Annotated in this window: 10 protein-coding genes, 1 tRNA gene and 2 rRNA genes (2 of these 13 running past the window's edge); 6 read left to right on the top strand and 7 right to left on the bottom strand. The window is 40.7% G+C overall.

The window, feature by feature from the left end:
- The 3 genes from N6A79_RS14255 to N6A79_RS14245 form a co-directional block, all read left to right on the top strand.
- On the top strand, nucleotides 1–807 hold the 3' portion of the coding sequence (locus N6A79_RS14255) for an HlyD family secretion protein (RefSeq protein WP_182418266.1). The gene continues 252 nt to the left of window position 1, outside the view; 807 of the gene's 1,059 nt are visible here — the last part of the coding sequence; the start codon falls outside the window, past its left edge; its stop codon occupies nucleotides 805–807.
- 67 nt (nucleotides 808–874) lie between these two features.
- Nucleotides 875–2,443, top strand: coding sequence for a DHA2 family efflux MFS transporter permease subunit (locus N6A79_RS14250; protein ID WP_268546448.1), 1,569 nt, complete (start codon nucleotides 875–877; stop codon nucleotides 2,441–2,443).
- 239 nt (nucleotides 2,444–2,682) lie between these two features.
- A complete protein-coding gene (locus N6A79_RS14245) occupies nucleotides 2,683–4,254 on the top strand; it encodes a DHA2 family efflux MFS transporter permease subunit (protein ID WP_268546447.1) in 1,572 nt (523 codons plus the stop codon).
- A gap of 387 nt (nucleotides 4,255–4,641) precedes the next feature.
- On the opposite strand, the gene N6A79_RS14240 is transcribed toward N6A79_RS14245, so the two are convergent.
- Nucleotides 4,642–5,574 carry a LysR family transcriptional regulator gene (locus tag N6A79_RS14240; protein ID WP_268546446.1) on the bottom strand — a complete coding sequence of 311 codons (933 nt, stop codon included), beginning with the start codon at nucleotides 5,572–5,574 and terminating at the stop codon, nucleotides 4,642–4,644.
- A gap of 955 nt (nucleotides 5,575–6,529) precedes the next feature.
- On the opposite strand from N6A79_RS14240, the gene N6A79_RS14235 reads away from it, so the two are divergent.
- On the top strand, nucleotides 6,530–7,873 hold the full coding sequence (locus N6A79_RS14235; protein WP_268546445.1) for a D-serine ammonia-lyase: 1,344 nt from the start codon (nucleotides 6,530–6,532) through the stop codon (nucleotides 7,871–7,873).
- Nucleotides 7,874–7,964: 91 nt separating this feature from the next.
- Here N6A79_RS14235 and N6A79_RS14230 read toward each other — a convergent pair whose 3' ends face one another.
- Both N6A79_RS14230 and N6A79_RS14225 read right to left on the bottom strand, forming a co-directional pair.
- On the bottom strand, nucleotides 7,965–8,516 hold the full coding sequence (locus N6A79_RS14230) for a hypothetical protein (protein ID WP_268546444.1): 552 nt from the start codon (nucleotides 8,514–8,516) through the stop codon (nucleotides 7,965–7,967).
- 776 nt (nucleotides 8,517–9,292) lie between these two features.
- Nucleotides 9,293–10,330, bottom strand: a complete 1,038-nt coding sequence (locus N6A79_RS14225) for an RluA family pseudouridine synthase (RefSeq protein ID WP_268546443.1) — start codon at nucleotides 10,328–10,330, stop codon at nucleotides 9,293–9,295.
- A 583-nt stretch (nucleotides 10,331–10,913) separates the two neighbouring features.
- Between N6A79_RS14225 and N6A79_RS14220 the strand changes: the two genes are divergently transcribed.
- Together N6A79_RS14220 and N6A79_RS14215 are read left to right on the top strand one after the other, a co-directional pair.
- The gene (locus N6A79_RS14220) at nucleotides 10,914–12,344 is read left to right on the top strand and encodes an SLC13 family permease (RefSeq protein WP_268546442.1); all 1,431 of its coding nucleotides are present in this window, start codon (nucleotides 10,914–10,916) and stop codon (nucleotides 12,342–12,344) included.
- A gap of 88 nt (nucleotides 12,345–12,432) precedes the next feature.
- Complete coding sequence (locus N6A79_RS14215; protein ID WP_268546441.1) at nucleotides 12,433–13,122, top strand: RraA family protein; 690 nt, start codon at nucleotides 12,433–12,435, stop codon at nucleotides 13,120–13,122.
- Nucleotides 13,123–13,471: 349 nt separating this feature from the next.
- Here N6A79_RS14215 and N6A79_RS14210 read toward each other — a convergent pair whose 3' ends face one another.
- The 4 genes from N6A79_RS14210 to N6A79_RS14195 form a co-directional block, all read right to left on the bottom strand.
- Nucleotides 13,472–14,686, bottom strand: coding sequence for a trypsin-like peptidase domain-containing protein (locus N6A79_RS14210; RefSeq protein WP_268546440.1), 1,215 nt, complete (start codon nucleotides 14,684–14,686; stop codon nucleotides 13,472–13,474).
- 508 nt (nucleotides 14,687–15,194) lie between these two features.
- Nucleotides 15,195–15,271, bottom strand: a tRNA-Met gene (locus N6A79_RS14205).
- A gap of 150 nt (nucleotides 15,272–15,421) precedes the next feature.
- Nucleotides 15,422–15,536 (bottom strand): 5S ribosomal RNA (rrf, locus tag N6A79_RS14200).
- A gap of 76 nt (nucleotides 15,537–15,612) precedes the next feature.
- Nucleotides 15,613–17,500 (bottom strand): 23S ribosomal RNA (locus N6A79_RS14195) (it continues 925 nt past the right edge of the window).

The raw sequence follows: 17,500 nt of genomic DNA, 5'->3' as shown, positions 1-17,500 counted from the left end.
GATGTCGATTATAAGCTAGCACTAGCTGATGCAGATGCAAAACTGGTAACACAAACGCGCACACTCGAGCGGATAAAGGCTCAAATCAATGCGGCCCGTACTAGTCTTGATGAAGCTGAAGCGACTCATGATGCTGCTATTGCAGTTAAAACCAATGCTGATTTAACATTAAACCGTGCCCAAACCCTACAGCAAAGCCAATCGGTATCACAATCCATGGTCGATGCTGCGCAATCTGCATTAGATCAAGCTGTTGCAAATGCCACACGTGCTAGCGCTCAAATTGCTGCTGCCAAGGCTAATATTGCGGTGCTGCAAGCGCAATATAACGAAGCAGAAAGTGCTACTCGATCACTACAAGTAGCGCGAGCGAAAGCTAAACGTGATTTGGACTTTACAATTATTCGCGCTCCAATCGATGGCATTATTGGCAACTTATCTAGCCAAAAAGGCAATCTTGTAGTCAACGGTCAACAGCTTGCCGCTTTAGTACCCAATAAAGCCTTATATATTGATGCCAATTATAAGGAAACGCAGATCGCTGAAATTTTTGGCGGCGAAACAGCCCGCATTACTATTGACGGCTTTGAAGGAGACGGCTTTGAAGGAAAGGTATTGTCACTATCGCCTGCTTCTGGTGCGGTATTTTCTATTTTGCCCCCTCAAAATGCAACAGGTAACTTCACAAAAATTGTTCAGCGCATCCCTGTACGCATATCCATTCCCGATGAAGTTTTGAAAACTGGCCGTATTAGAGCTGGTATGAGTGTTCATGCAATAATTGATACGCGGACAAAACTAGATTGATGCATTGGTCGGCAAATAGGCAACAAAGTTGCGGCTTTTGATTGCTTTAAGGAAAATTGGTCTTAACATGAGTTCTGCATCCAGCGAACCAGCGGCAGCTGAAAAAATTGATATCCGCCAAGTCATTGGCTTTACAGCCATGGTATTTGGCATGTTTATGGCGCTTTTGGATATTCAAATCGTTTCTGCCTCGCTTGCTGAAATTCAAGCAGGCCTATCAGCAAGCAGCGATGAAATATCTTGGGTACAAACATCCTATCTCATTGCAGAAGTCATCATGATTCCGTTATCGGGCTTTTTAGGGCGCTTAATGTCAACTCGTATGCTCTTTACGATTTCGGCTATTGGCTTTACGCTTGCAAGTCTTCTTTGTGCAACGGCAACCTCAATCCAAGAAATGATTGTCTATCGTGCCTTGCAGGGTTTTTTGGGCGGCGGCATGATTCCAAGTGTTTATGCAGCAGCTTTCACAATTTTTCCTCTTTCAAAAAACAGCATAGTATCACCACTCATTGGACTTGTAGCCACCTTTGCACCAACAATAGGACCAACAGTTGGTGGCTATATTTGCCACGCATTCTCGTGGCATTGGCTTTTTCTGGTTAATCTTATTCCAGGCATTATCGTTATTATAGTAGCTTGGCGCTTTATCAATTTTGACAAAGGCGATCCATCACTTCTCAAAAAATTTGATTGGTCAGCTTTAATTTTCATGGCGGTGTTTTTAGGGGGTACTGAATATTATTTAGAAGAAGGTCCACGTAAAGACTGGTTAGAAAGTTCAACTATCAAAACCGTTATTGTAATTTCAACCATTGCCGGCGTACTTTTCTTTTGGCGAACTTTTACCAGTAAAAATAGAATCATTGATTTTGATGCGTTTCATAATCGTAATTTTGCATTAGGATCGCTTTTTTCATTTGTAATGGGTATTGGTCTTTATGGATTAACTTATCTTTACCCCCTATATTTGAGTGAAATTCGTGGCCATGATACCTTGATGATCGGGCAAACCATGTTTGTATCCGGTCTTACAATGTTTTTGGCAGCGCCTCTTGCTGGCTATCTTTCAACAAAAATCGATCTACGCCTCATGATGCTGATCGGCTTTGGTGGATTTGCTCTTGGCACATGGATTGTAACTGGCCTCACCGCCGAATGGGATTTTTGGCAAATTTTTTGGCCGCAAGTTTTACGCGGTACATCACTGATTTTCTGCATGGTGCCAATTAATAATATTGCGCTTGGTTCACTACCACCAAGTAAATTAAAAAACGCTTCTGGCATATTCAACCTTTTGCGTAATCTTGGCGGCGCGATGGGACTAGCCATTATCAATACCATTATTATTAAACGATCGGATTTTCACTTTCACCGCATTGCAGAAACTCTCAATGCCGGCAATGAACAAGCAATGCAATTTTTAGATCGATTGGCGGTTCGCCTTGGTACAATCGGCAATCCTTCCGACACTGCTGCTCTATCACAATTGAGTTTATTAGTACGCCAACAAGCAACCGTCATGGCGTTTATTGATGCCTTCTTCATTTTAACTATATTATTTATAGTGCTTACCACCCTTGTCTTATTTGTTAATAAAAACACCTCTACCAACCAACAACCAAATATCCATTAAAGCCCCAAAAACTTAACATGAAGATGTTAGTTGAGGTAAAATATATGCCGCATAATAGCATGTATGAATGCTTGATTTTTTTTAATATTGCATTACCTGCATTATCTATTAAGAACAAAAAACAGACTTTCATGCAGAATAATGATATTTAATAGCCTATAGCAAAAGCGATGACCTTGAAGCGACCACACATCATCAGCTCTTGGAAAATGTTCGTGTTGGAATAGAGTGAAAATTTTATGAGCGCTGATGCCATTACAACCAATGATCATAGTGACAAGATAAACCCACGTCACGTTCTTGGGTTTATTGCCATGGTATTTGGCATGTTTATGGCGATTCTAGATATCCAAATTGTGTCGGCCTCTCTAGCCGAAATTCAAGCTGGACTATCTGCAAGCAGCGATGAAATATCTTGGGTACAAACGTCCTACCTTATTGCAGAAGTTATTATGATTCCCTTGTCGGGTTTTTTAGGACGTTTATTATCAACTCGAACGCTTTTCACCCTTTCGGCCATTGGTTTCACCTTTGCAAGCTTGCTTTGCGCAACCGCCACTTCAATTGAACAAATGATTGTTTACCGCGCTATTCAAGGTTTTCTTGGCGGCGGTATGATTCCCAGCGTTTTTGCCGCAGCATTTACCATTTTTCCTCCATCAAAGCGCAGCATTGTTTCTCCCCTAATCGGCCTTGTTGCAACCCTTGCACCTACAATAGGTCCAACTATTGGCGGTTACTTGAGTCATGCTTTCTCATGGCATTGGCTGTTTTTGATTAATTTTATTCCTGGAATTTTAGTCGCTTTTGCTGCATGGCGTTTCATCGATTTTGATAAAGGCGATTCCTCACTTTTTGCAAAATTTGACTGGTGGGGATTAATTTTCATGGCGATATTGCTAGGTGGTGCAGAATATGTACTAGAAGAAGGGCCACGCAATGACTGGATGGATGATACAACGGTTAGCGTTTTAACTGTTATGGTTATGATAAGCGGTGTGCTATTCTTTTGGCGCGCATTTACCAGTCAAGAACCGATTGTCGATTTAAGGGCTTTTAGCGATGTTAATTTTGCCCTTGGATCGCTTTTTTCATTTATTATGGGCATAGGTCTTTATGGGCTGACTTATTTATATCCACTTTATTTGGGACAAATCCGTGGCTACGATGCGCTTATGATCGGTGAAACCATGTTTGTATCTGGCCTTGCCATGTTTTTTGCAGCGCCACTTGCTGGGATTCTTTCTGAAAAGATGGATCCACGCCTCATGATGGCCATTGGTTTTGCTGGCTTTGGTGTTGGCACTTGGATGGTAACAGGTATGACAGCCGACTGGGATTTTTGGGAGTTGTTCTGGCCGCAAATATTGCGTGGTGCCTCGATGATGCTATGCATGGTGCCAATCAATAATATCGCTCTTGGTACATTGCCGCCAAGCCGCATAAAAAATGCCGCCGCCTTGTTTAATCTTATGCGCAATTTAGGTGGTGCGATAGGCCTTGCCGTCATCAATACTGTAATCATGAGACGAAGCGATTTACACTTTGCCCGCATAGCCGAAACACTCCATTGGGGCAATGCACAAGCAATGGAGTTTTTAACCGGCCTTGCTGAGCGTTTAGGTACACCAGCAAATCCCTCCAATATTGGAGCTCTGGCGGAACTTAACCAACTCGTCCACCGCCAAGCAGCGGTTATGGCCTTTATCGATTCATTTTTTATTTTAACCTTACTTTTTGCAAGCCTAACCGTTCTTGTATTATTTGTTAAAAAACCATCAACTGGAAGAAGTGAAAATACAGGCCATTAATAAAGGAGATTATAAAGACCTACCTAGAGGTATATGGCAGATGATCTTTTAAACAGTGAGAAAGACTCTAATTTTTTATAGCTTACTACTTGGGGGCAGCGAACAAAAAATGCCCAAAATGCCGGCTCTTTTGTTCTTAATATTGACGCTGAATGGGATATGGGTAAAACTTTTTTTATGCCACTCTAAAGATTATTTAGAAGACAAAAACCATCTTGTTATTTCAATTAATGCTTGGAAAGATGATGCATCCGATAAGCCTTTTAGTGCAGTTTTAGCCGCCTCTGATTACGCATTGCATCTTTACTGCCCATATTTCGCTTACAAAACAACTACTCTGCCAAAGTGACAAAGTAGACTATATTGAACCAATTTAAAACAAAAATACTAAGCTAAATGGGATACCATTCCTGGGATATGATCACTGTTTATTTTCCGTTGGCAAAACTGATAAAAAGCCTTAATTGCCTGAGTGTGTTGCGTACTTTTAAGGCTAAAAAGACCAATCTTCATTATAGGCACTTCATCGGCAATAGGAATATATTGAATTACCTTACCATCAAGTGCAATTTGTGAGCGTGGCGCAACATTAGCAATAGAATAGCCATAATCATTAGCAACCATCGTGCGTATAACATCTTGGTGCGGTGAGCGGATAGCAATATTGGGCGAAAGCCCCTGCTGATTGAATAGACTAAAGAAATATTCTCGACTGTGAGGCAAATCCAAAAGCAGTAAAGGCTCATCAGCAATTTCTTTTAATGAAACAGAAACGCGATTGGCGAAGCTATGACCTTCAGCGATAATAAGATAGGGGGGCAAATCCGCAAGCGGTGTAAAATCAAAAAAATCAGGTACAAAACTATCATAGCTAAGCCCAACATCAATCGCTCCATCTTGAATGCTTTTTAACAAAACATCATGATTCGCAACGCTTTGGTTGAGAGTTATTGCTTCATATTGTTGGGTAAATGCCTTGGATAATGCCGGCATAATCATCGGCGCGAGAGTCACCATGCAGCCTACGGCAATTTGTCCGCGCAACTGGCTTGTTACATCATCCGTTACATTATAAAGTTTTTCAGTTTCATCAATGATTTTTTTCGCTTGAATAAGTGCCTTTTTACCTGCTGAAGTCAAAGCCAGCCCTTGAGCATGACGTCGAATGAACAATTTTGCTTGCAACTCTTCCTCAAGATTGGCAATCGCAGTCGATATTGATGGCGAGGAAACCTTAACACGTTCAGACGCAAGACTAATGCTACCTGTTTCAGCAGTAGCTATAAAATATTCAACCTGTCTTAAAGTAATGCGCATCATTGCCTTTCCATCAAAATAAAAATCTTTTGTATATTTAAAAGTATTAATATAAAAAAATAAATGACGTATTTATGATAATTAAAATTTTTATTTGATTTAGTCGATTAACAAATTGTAACAAAATATAAAAAGATTTTTAAATTAGCATTTCAAAATTTTTACAAATAATACTTTGTCTTTTTTTTAAAAAATTGCTCTAAAATGATCAACCATCATGTATAAATGCACGTGTGTCGCAATGAAATTTTAAAAACAAACAAATATTCATGAAAACATATATTGCCATAATAATAAGAGCACCTAAAAGGTGCCTCAAGAATACAGCAGAGCATGGCGGGGGTGGCATAACTCTGCTGCATCTTGTTACCTCATCAGATAAAGCAGTTGCTTTATGAGGGGCAGATAAGATCAATCAGAAGACCTGCGGGGGGGGGGGAATGGTCAAAAGCTGATTGATCTGCAAACAAGACTATTGATAATATTTATATTCGTCAATAATTAAAAACTAAATTAACATTTTTTTTAGTTAGTATTTACGAAAAACTGGTCTTTTTTTGATTTTTTGCCATAAATTGTCTTAAAATGATACAATTCATATTTAACATAAAAAAATACCTAACCCGTTAAATATAAAATTTAGATAATTATTATTTTACATATAAATTAAATTATAAATATAAGAATTAATATTAATATACTATATATTCTATCTTATAATTGATATTTTTAATATATAAATATATTATATTTTATTATTATCACTGAAATAGAAATTTATTTTGATTTTTATCAAATTATTTAGTTAAGTGATATTTCTCTAAACAATGCCATATTTTCCTCATAAACTACATTATAATTGCTGCCGCAATTACGTTTAATTTAAACGAATTAGCGTTTTCTTTTTATGAAATACCTTAGTATCAGCCATATATTTAAATTCATAAAAGGGGCAAAGATGGTAATCTTATCAAAAAACACTGATCAATGGTGCCAAGAATATCCTTTACTAAGAGACATGATTGCCTTACGCCCAACCAGTTGGTTTAATCCGGCATCGTCTACCATTAATGAATCTCTCACGGATGTCGGACTGACAAGTGATGATATCAATGATGCAAGTGCACGATTACAACGCTTTGCTCCCTTTATTGCAAAAAATTTTCCAGAAACAATTACATCAAATGGCATAATAGAATCACCTATTTTGCGCCTTGAAAAAATGCAGGAGGCTTTGAAAATACAAAGCGAATTGCCGTTTTCAGGCAAATTATGGCTCAAGTCAGACAATGCCTTGCCCATATCAGGATCGGTCAAGGCGCGCGGTGGTATTTATGAGGTGTTAAAGCACGCTGAGGACTTTGTGCTTTCAGCTGGACATTTGACTATAGATGATGATTATAGTCTTTTTGAAAGTTCGCGAATAAAAAACTTCTTGTCAAATCGAAAGATTGCAGTTGGTTCTACCGGCAATCTTGGTCTTTCTATTGGCATTATAGGGGCCAAACTAGGATTTCAAACCTATGTCCATATGTCAGTCGATGCCAAACAATGGAAAAAAGATAAGTTACGCGCCAATGGCGTACATGTTATAGAACACCAAAGCGATTATGGCAAAGCCGTCGAAGAAGGACGTCAACAGGCTTTAAATGATCCTAATTGTTATTTTATTGATGATGAGAACTCACACAATCTATTTTTAGGTTATAGTGTTGCGGCGTTGCGTCTGGTTAAACAATTTGATGATCAAGGCATCAAGGTTGATGCAGAGCATCCGCTTTTTGTTTATTTACCCTGTGGCGTAGGTGGTGGTCCTGGCGGTATTACTTTTGGCTTAAAATCCGTATTTGGCGATAATGTCCATTGTATTTTTGCAGAACCAACCCATTCACCTGCGATGTTTCTTGGCGTTTACACTGGGCTACATGATAAGATCAGCGTCCAAGATTTTGGCATTGACAATAAAACCGCAGCTGATGGACTTGCAGTTGGCAGACCATCTGGCTTTGTTGGCAAAGCCATGCAAAGACTGATTGATGGCTATTATACAGTGGAGGATAAAACCCTCTTTAACTATTTAGCCAAGATCTATAACTGTGAAAACATCAAATTGGAGCCATCAGCGACTGCAGGCTTTGCAGGCTTTTCTTTCGTGCTCCAAAATCGCGAATATTTAAAACGCCAAAATATAAATAGCCAAGACCTACAAAATGCCACGCATCTTGTATGGGCAACAGGCGGTTCTATGGTGCCGAATGACGAATTTTTGAGCTATTTAAACCATGCAGATGGAATTTTTTAAAATATCACGCCATCGTGCCATTATGTTACACGAAGACTTAAAAAGCTTTGCCGTAAAAACTTAAATTACAGCAAAGCCATAAAAACTAACGTCAATTATTATTTAGCTCGGGAGATGGCATATCATTAGCCGGAATTGGCAGCCGTGCAACCACATTTCCTTGCTTATAATTATAAATAACCAATTCTGTGCCGCCGGATGGTGCTAAAGTTTCAAGCGAAATAAGATCACCAGATAGGCTGTGAGATAGGATGCGAGTACCGACAGGCAAATCAATTTCACGGTTAATGGTTGCAGGCAGCGTTACTGGATGATTACTCTCAACAGTATTTTGTCCTACTGCCGCTTGACCAGCTGGATCATTCAAAGGCACAACACTCAAATCATTAGGTACTGCAGGCTGATTTACCTGTGTTGTTGGTGCATTGTCCGGTGTACGGGTTGCTTTATAAATAACCGCAATGAACACTGCAATAACCAATAAAAGAGTAATGGTAACTGATACGATCATCAAGCGCATCAACTTGCGCCGCACTCGCTCTACAGCTGGATCAAGGCGGTTTGGATCAGGAGCTTCCTCATAATGGTTCTGTTCATAAGTGTAATCACCGTCGTCATAACCATGATTGTGATTATTTTGCATTTCGGATCTTCTCCATTCAGCCTTATACTGCCACCGGTTTTCCGGAATTGAATTTTGTGAGCCATTTACTAAAATTAAAACAAAGTCAATGGGTTGTAACAGTAGATAATGGCGTTTATGATTTTTTCTAGCCTTTACATTACCTAAACTTTTTAAAAGCTTTATTAATGAAAGCAATTTGTAATATTTTAAAGTGATTTCGCTGTCGATAACCACAACAAACAACTCAAGGCCATTTTTAAAAAGCGAAACACTTCACAACCTGAATAGTGACTTTTTACCTATATAAAATCAAAATAATAGCCAACTATCCTCTATGCTGATTATCGCCATCATATTGAATAAGATAAATCCAATTTGTTTGAAGATCTCTATCAATTATAATCACTAAAGCAAAAATTGGTATTGGCGACTTAACTTATCTTAAACGGCTAATTTTGTACTTTCAAAAATCCTATATTTTTATTTGATGCGGCATTTAGAATGTCTGCCCGTGTTAATTTTCCACATCTATTGCAAAAGGCAAATGGCATTTTATCTAGTCTTTGCCCAAGGCCAAAAGTTTATTTGACAGTTTCAACCAAGGATTCATCATCCATAAAGTTTACCAAAATTCATTTTAAAAGCCATCACACAGTTTCAATGGCGCGATGACTCATGCATTTTCAGTGATTTGTGTAGGGTCAATAATGAGAACAAACAAGTCATAAGACTTACTTGTTCTCATTATTGATATTTCATAATTGATCCTATGATTAAATTTAATGGCTATGCAATTAAATTACCTGCCATTTTTTCGGCGCAGCTGCTGCAACTTCAATTTTGCGTAATGCCTCTACCAATTCAAGCATATCTTGTGGCATTGGTGCTTCAAAATGCATAACCTCGCCAGTTTGCGGATGTTCAAAAGCCAATTGGCCAGCATGAAGGGCTTGGCGAGGAAAGGCTTGTACAACCGCCCTTACATCGTCATCTAAACGATTGGCTTTAGTTTTAACCGACGCACCATAATCATTGTCACCAAGCAGTGGATGACCAATATGCGCCATATGAACACGAATTTGGTGGGTTCGTCCGGTTTCTAGGCGGCATTCAATAAGGCTTGCCGATGCGCCAGCATCTTCGCGTGCACCAAATTTTTCAATTACATTAAAATGGGTTATGGCATGACGAGCGTCACTGCGGCTTTCATTTACCACTGCTTGGCGGGTTCTATCACGGGGTGAACGCCCAAGATAGGTGTCTACTGTGCCAGTATTACGAGCTGGTACATCCCAAACAATAGCACTATAAACCCGCTCTAAAGCACCTGTGCGACCATGATCAGCAAATTGTGCGCTTAGATGCTTATGGGCAAAATCATTTTTGGCAACCACCATAACACCACTTGTATCCTTATCGAGACGATGGACAATACCTGGCCGCTTAACGCCGCCAATGCCGGAAAGACTATCGCCACAATGATAAACAAGAGCATTCACCATAGTGCCTTGCCAATTACCATTGCCAGGATGAACAACCAAGCCTTGTGGTTTGTTGAGTACAATCAAATTGTCATCTTCATAAAGAATATCGAGGGGGATATTTTCCCCTTGTGGTTCTGGATCAACAGGCTCTGGTAAAATAAGGGTAATTTCTTGAACGCCATTTAATTTGAACTTGGGTTCTAAAACCACCTTGCCATCAACAGAAACAGCCCCTTCTTGAATAAGGCTTTGCAGACGGCTTCTAGAAAAATCTGCAGCTAATGCGGTGGCGAGCCATTGGTCTAATCTTTTGCTCGCTGTTTCAGCTTCGGTAAAAAGTTTTTGCATTATAATCCTTAAAAGATATATCCAAGCGCAATAGACGGCGGTGCTTTCACCGATATTTGCAGTTTTAAATATTGTAAGCTACTGGTTCGCTTTGCGAGCTATATCAAATTCTGGCAATAATAGCCACTAAAGAGCGTGAGAGATCTGTAAAATAACAGGCAATTGCTTCATTTAAGAATCTCTTTATCGCATTCTATAACTTGGTTCAAATACTAAGTGCTTTTAGCGTAAGACTTAACTTAAAGCTTTCTATCAAAAATTTATTTGAATTTTTTAATATCCAAAATAGATATAACAATAATTATATCAATAACTTACATCAAAAATCAGTCAAACAATAGACATTTTCTAACTTTACTATTGCGATCAACAATATAATTCAAGATAGTGTTTAAATAAGGCGCGAAATATTTACTATTTCAGATATTAGTTATTAATGATATATTCTTTCTGCACAAAATAAAAGTTTTCAACATAAATCTTCAAACCAATACAATCTTTGCTACAATTTTAAATAATTTCTTTTCGTCGCCATGTTTTTGCCATACATTTAAATCGGGAGGACAAAAAATGGAGAACTCCTATGGCGGAGAAAAAAGCGAAAACACAGAAAGCCAGATTTATAGGTATCGGCATCGCCGCACTCGTTGTCCTTATCATCAGTTTTCTTCCTAATCCAGAAGGGTTAACACCTAATGGTCAACAAGCTTTAGCATTATTTGCAGGTATCATCGTTTTATGGGCATTGGAACCAGTGCCCTTAGCAATAAGCAGTCTCATTATGGCAGTAGTGGTCGTACTATTCCAAATGATGACTGTAAAAGATGCATTAAATAATTTCTCGACACCTTCAATTTTTTTAATCGTAGCAGCATTATTAATGGCCCCTGCAATGTCAAAGTCTGGCTTTGCAGAGCGCTTGATTTATTGGCTGCTGTCAAAAATTGGTTGTACCTCAATTCGCATCACGCTAGGTATTACCCTTGCTAACATTCTTTTAGCATTTTTAATCCCATCAACAGCAGCAAGAACTGCTGCCTTATTGCCAATCTGCATAGCAATCATTGAAATTTATAGAAAGAACAGCCTGCAGGAAGGTCGCAGTAAATTTGCGGTCAGTCTTCTCTTAACACTTGCTTTTACAAATTCAATTATTAGCGCTGGTATTCTTACTGCAACAGTGCCCAACCCCGTCACTGCTGACTTTATCGCCAAAGCAACTGGCCATACTATTTCCTATGTTGAATGGCTAATGTATGGTTTTCCCCCAGCATTTATCATGACATTTTTTGCATGGTGGTTCATCAAAACTGTATTTAAAGCAGAGCTAAATGAAATTCCTGGAGGCAAAGAGCATATCCTTGAAAAATATACCAGCCTAGGAAAAATGACGGTAGATGAATGGAAAACAAGTATGATTTTCCTCTTGGTTGTCGTCCTATGGCTCACTGGTAGCTTAACGGGAATTAACACAACAATCGCAGCCTTGTTGGGTGTTTGCTTGATGTTCTTATTGGGCGTTGTCAATTGGGCTGATGCTTCAAAGTCATCAGCATTCCAATTTATGCTTATCATGGGCGGCGGTTTTATCGTTGCTGATCTTTTGATCTCAACTGGTGCAGCAAATTGGCTTGCAACAACATTATTTAGCACCCTTAATGTCAGTACTATTTCAGTGCTCAGTCTGCTTATTATTGTTATCTTTATTGTCCAATTTTTGCATATTCCCTTCATGGGCACCACTAAGATGACAACAATGTTGATTCCTATCGTTATTAGCGTTGCGCAAGCTGCTAATATTGACCCTATAATTCTCGCGATGCCAGCAGGTATGATTATCGGCGGTTTCCCTCTATTTTTATTCTACAATACGATCTCAAGCTTGCTTGTTTTTGGTACAGGAGAATTAAAAATGAGCGATTTCCCTAAAGTCGGTATACCGATCTGTACCGTAGCCGTCATCGTTTATAGCCTATGTGCAGTTACTTATTGGCGTTGGCTTGGTCTATTTTAATTTCTGGTGCGCAAATGTTTAAGAATGCTCTAAACGTTTACACCAACAATCATTTGCTGCTTGCAGTTCAAAAAGAAAGATATTTAAAATGACAAATGTAGGATTTCGAGTTTTTACAAAGATTAATCGCCCGGCTGCTGAACTCATTGAAGGCTTTCGTGGTATTCCCGTTGCCAATGTCGCTGACATAATGAATCGAAGCTGCGTGCTTGATGCACGTATACAAAAAATTAGCACGCCCGATCTACTAGGCTGCGCTTTTACTGTAAAAGTAAGACCAGGCGATAATTTAATGCTCCACAAAGCGTTACATATGGCACAGCCCGGTGATATCATTGTTGTCGATGCTCATGGTGATATTACCAATTCAATCACTGGCGAACTCATGATGCGGACAGCTCTCACTAAAAAATTGGGGGGCGTTATCATCGATGGCGCTATTCGCGATGTTGCTACTCTATCTCAATTGGATATGCCTATCTATGCAGCAGGCGTTACGGCTGCTGGCCCTTATAAAGATGGGCCAGGCGAAATTGGCACGCCAATCAGCGTTGGTAGCGTGGTTGTCCATCCCGGTGACATAATTATTGGCGATGATGACGGCATTGTTGTTGTTTCCCCCAAAGAGGCACCAGCGCTGATTGAAAAGGCACGTAAAAAACATGCTGATGAAGAAGCTATTATCAAAGCAATCGAAGAGAATACACGGGATTATTCTTGGATTGACCGTGAGCTTGAAAAGAAAGGCTGTGAAATCATTGACGACTATTATAGGTGAGTAATTTAAAAGGTCATAAAAACCTATAATTATGCAATCAATACATCATGTGGTCAGGTATGTTTTTCAGCAATATGCCTGACCATATTTTTTAAGGGGCTTGCCTAGCTAAGTGGCAATTAATTGTCGTAAAGCTATGATAAAACTTTTAAGATAAGTAAACACTAATACCTAAAACCATAATTTACTGATAATTTTTAAGTCATCAAACCACCATATAGGTGCGCCGGTATTTCAATGAATTCACATTATTTCAAGAATAATATTAGCGCTTTGATATGGGATAACTTAAACGTTAAACTGATAGCCTCAAAATCATGCTCAAATCATAACCTTAGGTGCCAACCTCCTATTTTATACCCAATTCGACATTTTTCATAGCTTGTGGCTGTCCAAGACTGTTTTTTAGCCAACACTCTTTCTTTTTCGGCAGATATGAAAAAGCCTTACATTGATTATCACCAATGCATGCCAAAAAGCATTCCAAATAATTAGATCTTTGTTTGCGTGCATAGTCTCCGCCTGGAATATCAAAACCGCTATAAGCAGTAAAACTGCTTAGAAAGACATCTTTTGCCTTATAGGACTTATAAGACGCGGCAGCATCATTATTCTTAATAAGCGCAACGACATCTGTTTTTAACATGCAAGAACGGAAACGCTTATGCCAAGTAATCGCTGCGCAGCGTGTTGTCTGCTCACATATAGAGGTACATTGATCATAGCTCACATTGCGTGCAATATCGTAATCAAAACCGATAGCATCATAATTGTTTTGGTGAATCAGAAAGGATTGATTGGTCGACGGATTAAAGGCTGGCGCGGCAGTTTGATTTGTAGCCTCAACAACCGGCTTTGGCGTTGTATAACACAAAATTTTAAAAACCGAAGGCGAAGTTGCCTCGGCAATATCAGCAGTTGAGAGATCACTATTTTCTATTTTTCCGTCCAAATCATAAGGTGCAGTAATACCTTGCGCCTGCAAAAATAAATCTGCAACCATAATGCGAATCGCAAAATTTACATTTTGAGCCGTGAACCCAATTTGATCAGAAAATTTCTTTGACAGTGCTGATGTCGTGATACCAACAACATAACCGCTTCTATCAACAATTGGTCCACCAGAATTTCCAGGTTGAATGGGAGTAGATATTTGTAAAAATCGGGTATCATTTCCTAGCCCCGAAAGGGAACTTACATTTCCCGTCGTCATTTTAATTGAATCTGATAATACTTGGTCAAGCGGATAACCAAGTGCTATTATATCTTCTCCAAGGCGTGTAATATTTCGGCGAAAAGCAAGGGGCTTAAGGGCAAGGTCTGTATCGACCTTAATCAAAGCCAAGTCATTTGTGCCATCCTTGCGAATATCGATAGCTTTGCCCAGACTAACTACCTCGATACGTTCACATCCCTCTACCACATGAGCATTCGTCAAGACCCATCCATCATTGCTAACCGCAAAACCCGTTCCAGATGAGGAGGCCTCGTCGGGGAAAGCAGGCTCCAAAAAACCAATAGATCCCAATATTATAACAAATATACGTAAAACCAAACCATACATCTGCACACCCCTCACCCCATTAAAAAAAACTAGCAAAAAACTTTTGAGCGAAACGAATTAATATTCCAAAACGTCTTGCTTAATAAGAAAGGTTAAGAAATCAATCTGACTTGGATTTTCAACGCTAGATAAACAAACTCAATAAAACCCTGTTGCCAAATATCATGGTAAAAGAAACAATTTTTTTAGCAAGCAAAACCAACTTAATCCAATGGATTGCGTCAAATACTCTTACCAAACGCTAATATTCGCATCACACGCTTAGCTATGCCGACATTTACCATTCATATTATTTAGCCAAGCACATTTTTTGAATTGGCTTCTCGCTTTTACCATCATTATCCGACAATTATGGAAACGCTTGAAGATATCACTATTGATCACGCGACTAGATTAAAACGTAATTTAGCTATTGCCAATTTTAAGCATTAGAACCACCAACGACCGCTCTTTGGGGGTATGGTATATGTCTAAACAATGTGTCTATTATTTTGCTGAGGGGTTTTATTGGTTGCGGGGGCAGGATTTGAACCTACGACCTTCAGGTTATGAGCCTGACGAGCTACCGGGCTGCTCCACCCCGCGTCACCTATAGTCTTTGCTTGAAGTATTGATGTTGATCGAGCAAAGTCATTATCTGATTGATGTATTTGCGTTGTTATTTAAGCATGATCAGATAGATTAATAAGGGTGTTTTGATGGTGAAGAGATAGTATTCATACATGCATTTTGCAGACCTGGCAGCGACCTACTCTCCCGTGTCTTAAGACAAAGTACCATTGGCGCTGGAGCGTTTCACGGCCGAGTTCGGAATGGGATCGGGTGCAGCCGCTCCGCCATAACCACCAGGTCGGCGAAAGGCATGAACGAATTGAAGCTGGTTTTGATTTTTCTGCATTTTTATTAACTGGATATAGGTAATGGGAACGATCAAGCCGATTGAACGATTAGTATCAGTAAGCTTCATGTGTTACCACACTTCCACACCTGACCTATCAACGTGGTCGTCTTCCACGGTTCTCATGGGAATACTCGTTTTTAGGTGGGTTTCCCGCTTAGATGCCTTCAGCGGTTATCCCTTCCGTATATAGCTACCCTGCTATGCGGCTGGCGCCACAACAGGTCCACCAGAGATACGTCCATCCCGGTCCTCTCGTACTAGGGACAGATCCTATCAATATTCCTACACCCACGGCAGATAGGGACCGAACTGTCTCACGACGTTCTGAACCCAACTCACGTACCGCTTTAAATGGCGAACAGCCATACCCTTGGGACCTGCTCCAGCCCCAGGATGCGATGAGTCGACATCGAGGTGCCAAACAACCCCGTCGATATGGACTCTTGGGGGTCATCAGCCTGTTATCCCCGGCGTACCTTTTATCCGTTGAGCGATGGCCCTTCCACACGGGACCACCGGATCACTATGACCGTCTTTCGACTCTGCTCGACTTGTCAGTCTTACAGTCAGGCAGGCTTATGCCATTGCACTCAGCGAACGATTTCCGACCGTTCTGAGCCCACCATCGCGCGCCTCCGTTACTCTTTAGGAGGCGACCGCCCCAGTCAAACTACCCACCATACACGGTCCTGGTTCCGGATAACGGAACGCAGTTAGACATCCATGTAGATAAGGGTGGTATTTCAAGGAAGACTCCACAATGGCTGGCGCCACTGCTTCAAAGTCTACCACCTATCCTACACATGTCGACACGAATGCCAGTGTAAAGCTATAGTAAAGGTGCACGGGGTCTTTCCGTCTAACCGCAGGAACCCCGCATCTTCACGGGGAATTCAATTTCACTGAGTCTATGTTGGAGACAGCGGGGAAGTCGTTACGCCATTCGTGCAGGTCGGAACTTACCCGACAAGGAATTTCGCTACCTTAGGACCGTTATAGTTACGGCCGCCGTTTACTGGGGCTTCAATTCAATGCTTGCACATCTCCTCTTAACCTTCCAGCACCGGGCAGGCGTCAGACCCTATACGTCGTCTTGCGACTTCGCAGAGCCCTGTGTTTTTGGTAAACAGTCGCTACCCCCTGGTCTGTGCCACCCCCTAACGGTTGCCCGCTAAAGGGTCACGCTTCTTCCGAAGTTACGCGTGCAATTTGCCGAGTTCCTTCAACATAGTTCTCTCAAGCGCCTTGGTATTCTCTACCGGTCCACCTGTGTCGGTTTCGGGTACGGTCTATAATGTGGGAGCTATTTCCTGGAACTGCTTCACTGCATCATCAATCCAATAAGATGATACAATTTACGCAATCCGTCACTTCCCACAGGCCCACGAATATTAACGTGGTTCCCATCGACTACGCCTTTCGGCCTCGTCTTAGGGGCCGGCTCACCCTGCTCAGATTAACTTTAAGCAGGAACCCTTGGACTTTCGGCGAGGGAGTCTCTCACTCCCTTTATCGTTACTCATGTCAGCATTCTCACTTCCAATACCTCCAGGATCCCTCACGGGTATCCCTTCACAGGCTTATGGAACGCTCCGCTACCACTTACACTTACGTGTAAATCCACATCTTCGGTGTATGGCTTTAGCCCCGTTACATTTTCGGCGCAAAGACCCTTATTTAGACCAGTGAGCTGTTACGCTTTCTTTAAATGATGGCTGCTTCTAAGCCAACATCCTGGTTGTTTTGGGATCCTCACATCCTTTCCCACTTAGCCATAACTTGGGGACCTTAGATGGTGGTCAGGGTTGTTTCCCTCTCCACGACGGACGTTAGCACCCGCCGTGTGTCTGCTAGTCAGTTCTTCCAGGTATTCGGAGTTTGGTTAGGTTTGGTAATCCGGTGAGGACCCCTAG

The sequence above is a fragment of the Bartonella sp. HY761 genome, from assembly GCF_026743145.1.
Taxonomy (GTDB): domain Bacteria; phylum Pseudomonadota; class Alphaproteobacteria; order Rhizobiales; family Rhizobiaceae; genus HY038.
This window is presented reverse-complemented; position numbering and strand designations above follow the sequence as displayed.